This window comes from endosymbiont of Lamellibrachia barhami (genome assembly GCF_011947365.2).
GTDB lineage: Bacteria > Pseudomonadota > Gammaproteobacteria > Chromatiales > Chromatiaceae > QGON01.
The window spans coordinates 1,572,157-1,581,210 of sequence record NZ_JAAVSH020000001.1 but is presented as its reverse complement, the minus strand read 5'-3'; the positions used below and the strand labels follow the sequence as shown (position 1 = coordinate 1,581,210).

General features: G+C 55.6%; 10 protein-coding genes. 9 read left to right on the top strand and 1 reads right to left on the bottom strand.

All coding sequences use genetic code 11. The annotated features are described in order from the left end of the window. The 8 genes from G9Q73_RS19205 to G9Q73_RS07065 all read left to right on the top strand — a co-directional run. Positions 1 to 216, top strand: a 216-nt coding sequence (locus tag G9Q73_RS19205) for a hypothetical protein (protein ID WP_218649934.1), incomplete at its 5' end; no start/stop codon positions are given. Then, on the top strand, positions 201 to 2,591 hold the full coding sequence (locus tag G9Q73_RS07095) for an acyl-CoA dehydratase activase-related protein (RefSeq protein ID WP_177419168.1): 2,391 nt from the start codon (positions 201 to 203) through the stop codon (positions 2,589 to 2,591). The genes G9Q73_RS19205 and G9Q73_RS07095, both read left to right, overlap by 16 nt. Before the next feature lie 262 nt (positions 2,592 to 2,853). Beyond that, the gene (locus tag G9Q73_RS07090) at positions 2,854 to 3,057 is read left to right on the top strand and encodes a hypothetical protein (protein ID WP_177419167.1); all 204 of its coding nucleotides are present in this window, start codon (positions 2,854 to 2,856) and stop codon (positions 3,055 to 3,057) included. Positions 3,058 to 3,196: 139 nt separating this feature from the next. Further along, entirely contained in the window at positions 3,197 to 4,642 is a 1,446-nt protein-coding gene (sufB, locus tag G9Q73_RS07085; protein WP_177419166.1) for a Fe-S cluster assembly protein SufB, read from the top strand. 43 nt (positions 4,643 to 4,685) lie between these two features. Beyond that, a complete protein-coding gene (gene sufC, locus G9Q73_RS07080; protein WP_177419165.1) occupies positions 4,686 to 5,438 on the top strand; it encodes a Fe-S cluster assembly ATPase SufC in 753 nt (250 codons plus the stop codon). Then, positions 5,435 to 6,757 (top strand): Fe-S cluster assembly protein SufD, encoded by a 1,323-nt coding sequence (gene sufD, locus G9Q73_RS07075; RefSeq protein ID WP_177419164.1) that lies wholly within the window; start codon positions 5,435 to 5,437, stop codon positions 6,755 to 6,757. The genes sufC and sufD overlap by 4 nt, the downstream gene beginning before the upstream one ends. Continuing rightward, positions 6,750 to 7,082 carry a DUF59 domain-containing protein gene (locus tag G9Q73_RS07070; protein WP_177419163.1) on the top strand — a complete coding sequence of 111 codons (333 nt, stop codon included), beginning with the start codon at positions 6,750 to 6,752 and terminating at the stop codon, positions 7,080 to 7,082. The genes sufD and G9Q73_RS07070 overlap by 8 nt, the downstream gene beginning before the upstream one ends. Before the next feature lie 94 nt (positions 7,083 to 7,176). Next, positions 7,177 to 7,614, top strand: coding sequence for a SufE family protein (locus G9Q73_RS07065; RefSeq protein ID WP_177419162.1), 438 nt, complete (start codon positions 7,177 to 7,179; stop codon positions 7,612 to 7,614). Positions 7,615 to 7,634: 20 nt separating this feature from the next. On the opposite strand, the gene G9Q73_RS07060 is transcribed toward G9Q73_RS07065, so the two are convergent. After that, positions 7,635 to 8,591, bottom strand: a complete 957-nt coding sequence (locus G9Q73_RS07060; RefSeq protein ID WP_177419161.1) for a hydrolase — start codon at positions 8,589 to 8,591, stop codon at positions 7,635 to 7,637. Positions 8,592 to 8,816: 225 nt separating this feature from the next. Here G9Q73_RS07060 and G9Q73_RS07055 point away from each other — a divergent pair. Next, the coding region (locus G9Q73_RS07055; RefSeq protein ID WP_304956569.1) for a hypothetical protein at positions 8,817 to 9,054 on the top strand (238 nt) is incomplete at its 3' end.

Sequence of the window (9,054 nt, the reverse complement as noted above, 5' to 3'; positions counted from 1 at the left end):
TTGGTAGCCGCCGTTCAGTTGCTCTTTATCAACGACCGCCTGCCCCACTCCGATGACCCGAACCGGCGGGTATTACCGCGCAACTTTTCGCCATTTCAGGTGGGCATCATTTCATACTGTTTTTCACACAAGTCCCGGTGGAGGTGGACAATATTGCAGGCGTCCGATATCATCGATGCCAGCCGCATTTCATCGACACCTTGCCCCACTATATAGGCGTTGTTGGCCAGTTCCTGCGCCTGGGCGCACAACCACACGGTATGATTCTGGCCCCACAGATCGAGTTCCTGCCTGCAAAACACTCCCTGGGGCGCACCTGCACCATCAACCAGGGTGGGCTGGCGGTGGCCAAAAAGATCACTGAATCCAAACACCCGCAAAGCCGCATCTATCTGTTTTTTCTGGATCTCAAACTACAGAATGCGGAGCGGATCGCACAGAAGATCTATCCACGCCTGCAGCCAGTGTTTGAGCATTACGGCAAGCAGGTTGAGTATGAACAGTTCCGCAACATCGTCGATGCGGCGTTGCAGGCCCAACGGGGACTAAAAGAGGCGGCCGCTGATTTTGCCACCGAACTGGCCACTCAAGCCATCGACGATGGGCGCGAAATCGCCTTGGTGATGGGCCGTGAATATATCCTCAATCCCGGCATCTATGACAGCCACGTCGGGCGACTGCTGCGGGACAAGAACATAATGGGCATCCCCAGCTATCTCCTCGATGTCGACTTCAACCCCCAGTTCAAACACCTCTATTGGCGCAATCCCCACATGATCGCCACCCTGGCCGATGCCTGCAGCAGACGTGAACTACACAGGGTAACCGGCCATGCCGGGCTGAGACAGGTATTTGAGCGGGTGGAAAAAGGCTCTGATAGCCTGATGCCGGTGGTGCAGGTATCGACCTTTTTGTGTGGCCCCGACAGCGTCACCAATCCGCTGATTGCCGAGTTGACCAAAAAGCGCCCCTATCTGCTGATCCAGTCCGATGCGGCGATCAAAGAGCTGGCGCATCTCGAAAACCGCATGAACACCTACGTCAAGCAACTGGAATCGGGACTGCATCAGGAGTTGAAGAGTGTGGAGGATGAGGGCTTCGAGGTGAAGGTGCTCGACCGTCTGGTCAACCAGGATCCCCTCAACCCGGAAACCGATGCGATCTACTTCCCGACACTATCGGACACTCGGGGGCTGACCTCAGTCATCCGCAGCGCCGGCTTTACCTGTATCGACCTCTACGATGAGGATTACGATCTCCAGGCCGCCATCAAGGATGGGCGTTCCATGTCGGGTGACTCTGTCTGCGCCCCTTTGGCTGCGGTGTATGGCGATGTGATGGCGGCAATGGAGGATTTCAAACGCCGCAAGCAGGAAAACGATCCTGAATTTATCAACAAGACAAGATTGCTGATATTCAACAATAAGGGACTGGGACCCTGCCGCCAGGGACAGTACGTCGAAACCCACAAGATCTTCATCAATCAGCAGAAGAACTCAGGCAAAGACGAAACCGAAGCGCTGGTGATGCAGTTTCTCGTTGGCCATGAGAACAAGGGGTTTAATACCGGTTTCCCTGCCTGGGTCTTCGTGCGGGGGGTGCAGAGTGCGATTGTGCAGGGTGTGCTGCACCAGCTCCTGGCCGATGGCAGCTCTCAGTGCAGGGACTATGCTGAATACCAGACCTTTATGCAGGCGTATCGAAGGCTCAAAGAGGAACTGCACCATCTTATCGAGTTTAAGATGCGGCCCTCAGCTGCTGCATTGCGGATAGCGGATGCCTTTGCCAAGGTTCCCGGCATCAACTACCTGGTCAACTATTTTGCCTACGGCCTGCATCGGTCTGATATGAAACGCCCCATAAAGGCTTTTGCCCGCCAGTGGTGTGCGCAGCCGCTCAAAGGTGCCCCGACTCGCATCCATATCGACGGCGAAGCCTATATGCGTGTCGCCCAGTACGAGGCTGTCCATAGGACGCTGCTGGCCACTCTGGGCTTTCGGCAATTTACCCTGACCCACACGCCGGTATGGAGTTTTCTGGATTACAAACTCGCAGGTATGTTGATGCGTGCACGCGAAGCTATCGATGAAAGCAGATCCGAACTCAAACGCCCTGTCGATGAAACCGAGCGCAAACGCATCACCCGCTACAAACGCAAGAAGCAGCTACGGCTGATTGGTCTCAGGGCAGTGCACTTCATATTACGCAGCATCATCGCCAAACCGCTCTATAAAGCGGCTGGCCTGGAGATGCCGGAGGCAATGCCGAAGATACTCAAGATAGCAGAATCGGTCATCACCACTAAACGTCCGGGGGGTGAATTTATCCCCTATGTAGGCGAAGCCGTATTAAAATTGCAAAAGGGTTATGACCTGATTCTGAACGTTGCCCCGGAGGGATGTATGGTCTCATCCATGGGTGAGGCAATCACGCCGGGCATCAACGCCGCAGTCCCCGAAGCCAAAGGCAAGATTCAGCACCTTTTCAGCCAGCAGGGTGATGTCGATGAAGAACTTATCGCCCTTGCGCTGCTGAAAACGATCGGGCCGGAACGCTATTACCGGACCGCTGAGGCGAATGAAGCAGGTTAATTCCACAGATCACCGTCGGGTTACGATGCGCACATAACTCAGTGATAAAACTGATCTTCGCAAGAATGCGCATCTAACCCGACCTACAACTCACACACCTGCTATCCATCTGTTAAATAAGCAATAATTCTAATTTCAAGCATATCCCATGATTTTTATCTTGGGTATTCCCCTTGTAAAAAATAATTCCTGACTGTATTACTAGGTTATAGCAGCCTGCTGCCATGAAACCGGAAGAGGTGTACTCATGTGGAATTCGCGAATGATATCCAGACGCTGTTGCGGGGGACCTGTGCTTGCCATGGCCCTGCTCTTTGCCGGACTGGGTTTCCTGTTTCTGCTCCTGTCCGCTGCTGTACCGGGTGTGGTCTTTATTGCCGTCGGTGTTCTCGCTGAAGGTCTCTGCCTTATTCTCAGCCGCACCCGTTGCCGGCAAAGCTACACAGGAGAGTTGAGGACCCGTTAATCGCTCTGGGTGTAATTCCCCGCCCCTTGGGGCGTAATGAAAGGCTGCAATGCGAAGCGAGCAACCGATTAATCAGTCAGGCTGAAAAAATTTACCCCAATTTCACAGTATTTTACTAGGTTATGATCGGAGCAACAGCATGGGTTTACCAGATAGTAGTATGGACGAGCTGATCCAGTCAGATTATGCCCAAGGCTTTGTCACTCAGATTGAGTCAGACACTCTGCCACCCGGCCTCAACGAAGGTGTCGTCCGAACCATTTCCGAGCGCAAGGGCGAACCGGAGTGGATGTTGAAAAGACGGCTGGCGGCCTACCGGTTTTGGCGCACCATGAAGGAACCCAACTGGGCCTCGATACACCATCCTCCGATCGATTATCAGTCGATCTCCTACTACTCGTCGCCGAAGAAAAAAACTGACCTCAAAAGTCTCGATGAGGTCGACCCGGAACTCCTGGCCACCTATGAAAAGCTGGGCATCCCCATCGATGAACAGAAAGCCCTTGCCGGTGTGGCGGTGGATGCAGTGTTTGACAGTGTTTCTGTGGCCACTACCTTCCGCGAGTCCCTGGCCGAGGCAGGCGTCATATTCTGCTCCATGTCAGAAGCGATCCGCGAGCATCCCGAGCTGATCCAGAAATACCTGGGCACCGTGGTATCGGACCGGGACAACTTCTTTGCTGCACTGAATGCCGCCGTATTCAGTGACGGCACCTTTGTCTATATCCCCAAGGGCGTGCGCTGCCCGATGGAGCTTTCGACCTATTTTCGTATCAACGAGGCCAAAACAGGACAGTTCGAACGCACCCTGATCATCGCCGACGCTGCCAGCTATGTGAGCTATCTGGAGGGTTGCACCGCACCCATGCGCGATGAGAACCAGCTACATGCAGCAGTAGTGGAACTGGTCGCGCTGGAAGATGCGAAGATTAAATATTCGACGGTGCAGAACTGGTATCCGGGGGATAACGAGGGCCGCGGCGGCATCTACAACTTCGTTACCAAGCGGGGCGACTGCCGTGGCGACCGTTCCCATATCTCCTGGACCCAGGTGGAGACAGGCTCCGCCATCACCTGGAAATACCCCAGTTGCCTGCTGCGGGGCAAGGATTCGGTCGGTGAGTTCTACTCGGTTGCCGTGACCAAGGGGTATCAGCAGGCGGATACCGGCACCAAGATGTATCACTACGGCGAGAACAGCCGCAGCACTATCGTCTCCAAAGGGATCTCCGCCATGCACGGCAGCAATGCCTATCGCGGTCTGGTCAGTGTGGCCTCCGGCGCGGAGAACGCCCGCAACCATACCCAGTGCGACTCCCTGCTGATCGGCGACCGCTGTGCCGCCCACACCTTTCCCTATATCGAGGTGAGAAACCCCACCGCCAGGGTGGAGCATGAAGCGACCACCTCCAAGGTGAGCGAGGACCAACTCTTCTACTGCCGCCAGCGCGGCCTGTCACAGGAGGATGCGGTATCCATGATCATCAACGGTTTCTGTAAAGAGGTCTTCAAGGAGCTGCCCATGGAGTTCGCCGTGGAGGCGCAGAAGCTGCTCGCGGTGAGTCTGGAAGGTGCGGTGGGATAACACCCCCCTTCTGACACCTTCTAAAATAGATGAGGCTGTAAATATGTTATCGATCAAACAACTGAAAGCGACCGTTGAAGACAAGGAGATCCTCAAGGGGATCGATCTGGAGGTCAGAGCAGGTGAGGTCCACGCCATTATGGGTCCTAACGGCTCGGGTAAAAGCACCCTGGCGCATATCCTTTCGGGCCGTGACGGATACCAGGCGACCTCCGGCGAAGTGAAATTCTTCGGCCAGGACCTGCTCCCGCTGCAGACCGAAGAGCGGGCGCGTCTGGGGATCTTCCTCGCCATGCAGTATCCAGTGGAACTGCCGGGTGTGAACAACATGACCTTTCTGCGGGAATCTCTGAATGCCATTCGCCGCGCCCGTGGCGAGGAGGAGATCGACGCGATCTCCTTTATGAAAAAGGTGCGCGAGAAGGCCAGGCAGGTAAAACTCGATGAGACGTTGTTGAAACGATCGGTCAATACCGGCTTCTCCGGCGGCGAGAAGAAGCGCAACGAGATCATGCAGATGGTCATGCTGGAGCCGCGCCTGGCGATTCTCGACGAGACCGACTCGGGGCTCGACATCGATGCACTGCGTACCGTATCTGACGGGGTAAACATGCTACGTTCACCGGAACGGGCGATGATTGTAATAACCCACTATCAACGTCTGCTGGAGTACATCGAACCCGACTATGTGCATGTGCTGGCAAAGGGGCGCATCGTCCGTTCAGGTGGCAAGGAGCTGGCCCTGGAACTGGAGGAGCGCGGCTACGGCTGGCTCACCGGGGAGGCGGCGGCATGAATGCGCAAACCCTCTCGGCAGCCGACTATCAACAGGCCGCCGAACGTCACATCGATCAATTGCCGATGGGTGACGGTCTCTGGCTGACAGATAAACGCCGCGACGCGGTCAGTCGATTCAGAGAGCTGGGATTCCCCAATGCCCGTCAGGAGGATTGGCGCTACACCAGCATCAAGGGGTTGCTGGAAAAAGGCTTTGTTACAGATGATGCCCAGCGCAGTTTCACTCCACACTCAGTGAAAAGCCGGTTCCTTAGCGAACCCGTGGCCGGACGACTGGTTTTCGTCGATGGACAGTTTCAGCGCGAGCTTTCCGATACAGATTTGGAGGGGGTGCAGCTGAGTAGTCTGAACAACGTCATGGCGGCGGGGGACAAAACACTCCTTGAGGCCCTGGGGTCACTCTCCGGAACCGGCGAGCAGGGTTTCGCCGCCCTCAACATGGCGACGATGCAGGATGGCGCAGTCATCCGCATTGCCGCCGGCATCCAGCTTGAGCGCCCCATTGAACTGCTCCATCTGACCTCCTGTGCGGCCGCCGGTCTCAGCCTGCGTCCCCGCCATCTGATCATCCTGGAGGAGGATGCCAGCGCCACCCTGGTGGAGCGCTATCTCTCTCTGGATGATGAGGAGCACTTCACCAATCTGGTGTGTGAGATTGTGCTCGGCGAACGGGCGCATCTTCGCCATCAGCGGGTCGAACAGGAGAATCCACAGGCCTATCACCTCAGTGAACTCTATCTTGGCTTACAGGCACAGGCTGAATACCGGCTGGTAACGGCTTCCCTCGGTGCCGGCTGGTCACGCACCAAGATCAACAGCCGCTTTAGCGCGCCGGGCGCCAACTGCGAGTTGGACGGTCTCTATCTGGCAGGCGACGGCCAGCTGGTGGATTATCATCTGGATATCGACCATGCAGTGCCGGAATGCAGCAGCCGGGAGAATTTCAAAGGCATACTCACCGGTCAGGGTCGCGCCGTCTTCGATGGCCGCATACTGGTGCGCGAGCAGGCGCAGAAGAGCGACGCCCACCTCTCCAATGCCAATCTGATGCTCTCGCGCCACGCCGAAATCGATACCAAACCCCAACTGGAGATCCTTGCGGACGACGTACAGTGCAGCCACGGCACTACTGTAGGCCAGCTTGATTCAGAGGCTCTCTTCTACCTGCGTTCAAGAGGCCTGGATATGGAGCAGGCTCGACGCCTGCTCTGTCTCGGCTTCGCCAGTGAAATAGTCGAACGCTTCGAATCAGAGTCCCTGCGAAAACAACTCGACGAAGTCATCCGGCAACGCCTGGAGAGTTCCAGCCATGTTTAGTCTGGCAAAAAAGCGATCTCCGCAGCTGACCCGTGAGGCACTGATAGAGGCGCTGCGTCAGGTTCACGATCCGGAGATTCCGGTGAACATCTATGACCTTGGGCTGATCTATCGCCTGGAGTTCGATGATGCGGGTAAGGTCCTGGTTGAGATGACTCTGACTGCGCCCAACTGCCCGGTGGCGGGCACCCTACCCCATGAGGTCGGGCGGGTAATCGATGCAGTACCCGGTGTTACCGATGCGGTGGTTCGTCTGGTATGGATGCCTCCCTGGAGCCAGGATCTCATATCCGAAGAGGCTCAACTTCAACTGGGTCTGATGTAGCATGAGGGGTCAGAGTCAAACCTCGCAAAGAACAGCGGTAGATACGGCTTGGGTGGGTGGTTTGACTCTGACCCCTGAAACATGAAGTGTAGACATGACTAAAATCGATGAAATTGTAGACAACTTCGAGTTTCTCGGCGACTGGGAACAGCGCTACCAATATCTGGTGGAACTGGGTGAGGCGCTGCCTCCCCTGCCAGATAGATTCAAGACCGAAGAGAACTGGGTCAGACCCTGTATGAGCACCGTACATGTCCATGCTGAGGCCATACCTGAACAGCCCGGTATGATCCGGTTTCGCGGTGACTGTGACACTACGATCATCAAGGGGGTGCTGGCGCTGTTGGTTGATCTGCTCTCCCGCCACACACTCGAAGAGATCCGTGCCATGGATGTCGATGACTTGTTCAAACGACTGCATCTGGCAGAGCATCTCAGCCCCAACCGGCATGTGGGCATCTACGCCATTGTGAATAAGATGGTTGAGCGGGCTGAAACCGTGACAGATCTTGATACGGCAAATGTTGCCTGAGAGGAATTAGGGGTCGCCCCTTACAATACCTCCTGCAGATGATCGATGATCCGTTCCTCCAGCCAGTATCTTGGGCGCCATGGGAGAGTCCCTGCGACAAAACCGACATGGCCTCCGTGAGTCGACAACTCCAGGGTAGTAGAAGAGGAGAGTTCATTCGCGTCTGGAATCGTCCCGGCCCACATGAAGGGATCATCCTCTGCATGCAGAATCAGGGTGGGTATCTCAATCTGTTTGAGATACTGTCGTGAACTTGACCGGCCGTAATAATCATCCACCCCGGCAAAGCCGTGCAGTGGGGCTGTAACTTTGTCATCAAACGTTCTGAAACTATCCAGCCGATCAACATCGACCAATAGCGGGGATGGAATACGACTGAAACGTGCTTTGTAGGATTGTCTCATTCTTTTCAGCAGATGGTTCTGATAGTGCCTGCTGAGTCCCCGTTCAAGCCGTGCGGCACAGTCCTCCAAGCGAAAAGGCACGGAGACGGCGATCGCTGTTTTCAGCCTGCAGTCCGAAGACTTTTCAGCCAGCCATTTAAGCAGGACGTTTCCCCCCAGAGAGAAACCAATGGCCGCACTTAATGGCTTGTTCGTTCGCTGCGCTATCAACCTTGCGATAGTATCCAGATCCCCCGTCTCCCCAGAATGATAACCACGGGGCAACCGGTTGGGTTCTCCACTGCACCCCCTGAAGTGCATAAACACGGGATTGAAGCCATGTAATTCAAGCGTCTGCAGCAAGGTCCCTGCATAGTGGGAATCTATCGAACCCTCCAGTCCGTGCAGCACCAGCACACTCTCCCCTGGCTGTTCGTCATGCCAAACGATATCCAGGAAATCACCGTCCGGCAGCTCGATTCTTTCGTTCACCGACGAATAATCAGGACGACGGCGCGCCAGCACCGGCCAGAGGGTCTGCAGGTGAGGACCCGGCAGCCACCAGGCAGGTTTGAAGCTACTGCGTTTTATCATGGTAACTCACGTTTTGGAGCAATCTTGGTGCGCACAGCACCCTACGTTCTTGGATAGGTTGGGTTAGGCCGTCTTTTTGGCCGTAACCCAACAACATGCGCCATTTTTTAAGTATTTGGCAAGCCATTGACCACACGAACATTGTTGCCATAAGTCAGCTCCATTCGGGTCAGGGTCGAGAACTCTAGTGTAGAATAGATCCATGCCAGCCATCGGATCATGCACATGAGCCTGCAGACCGCCCAACCTGCTGTCGGCCAGAGTCAGGCCGAACTGAAACGCCACTATCTGCCCGCACTGCGATTACGCTTCAAATCCGAGGTCAATCGATTGACCTCGGGTGGCATGCTCCGTCTGCTCGGTATCCGGCCCGATGCGGAAGACCTCGCCTTCCTCATGAGCTACCTCTACATCTATCACTGGCTGAGGCAACAGGTTGCCACCCCATTTCGTAGCGAAGTGC

What these genes read in the sequence shown, in the direction of transcription:
- sufB (WP_177419166.1), top strand. Translation starts at nt 3,197, where the DNA reads ATGGGTTTACCAGATAGTAGTATGGACGAGCTGATCCAGTCAGATTAT.
- G9Q73_RS07090 (WP_177419167.1), top strand. Translation starts at nt 2,854, where the DNA reads ATGATATCCAGACGCTGTTGCGGGGGACCTGTGCTTGCCATGGCCCTG.
- sufC (WP_177419165.1), top strand. Translation starts at nt 4,686, where the DNA reads ATGTTATCGATCAAACAACTGAAAGCGACCGTTGAAGACAAGGAGATC.
- sufD (WP_177419164.1), top strand. Translation starts at nt 5,435, where the DNA reads ATGAATGCGCAAACCCTCTCGGCAGCCGACTATCAACAGGCCGCCGAA.
- G9Q73_RS07060 (WP_177419161.1), bottom strand. Translation starts at nt 8,591, where the DNA reads ATGATAAAACGCAGTAGCTTCAAACCTGCCTGGTGGCTGCCGGGTCCT.
- G9Q73_RS07065 (WP_177419162.1), top strand. Translation starts at nt 7,177, where the DNA reads ATGACTAAAATCGATGAAATTGTAGACAACTTCGAGTTTCTCGGCGAC.
- G9Q73_RS07070 (WP_177419163.1), top strand. Translation starts at nt 6,750, where the DNA reads ATGTTTAGTCTGGCAAAAAAGCGATCTCCGCAGCTGACCCGTGAGGCA.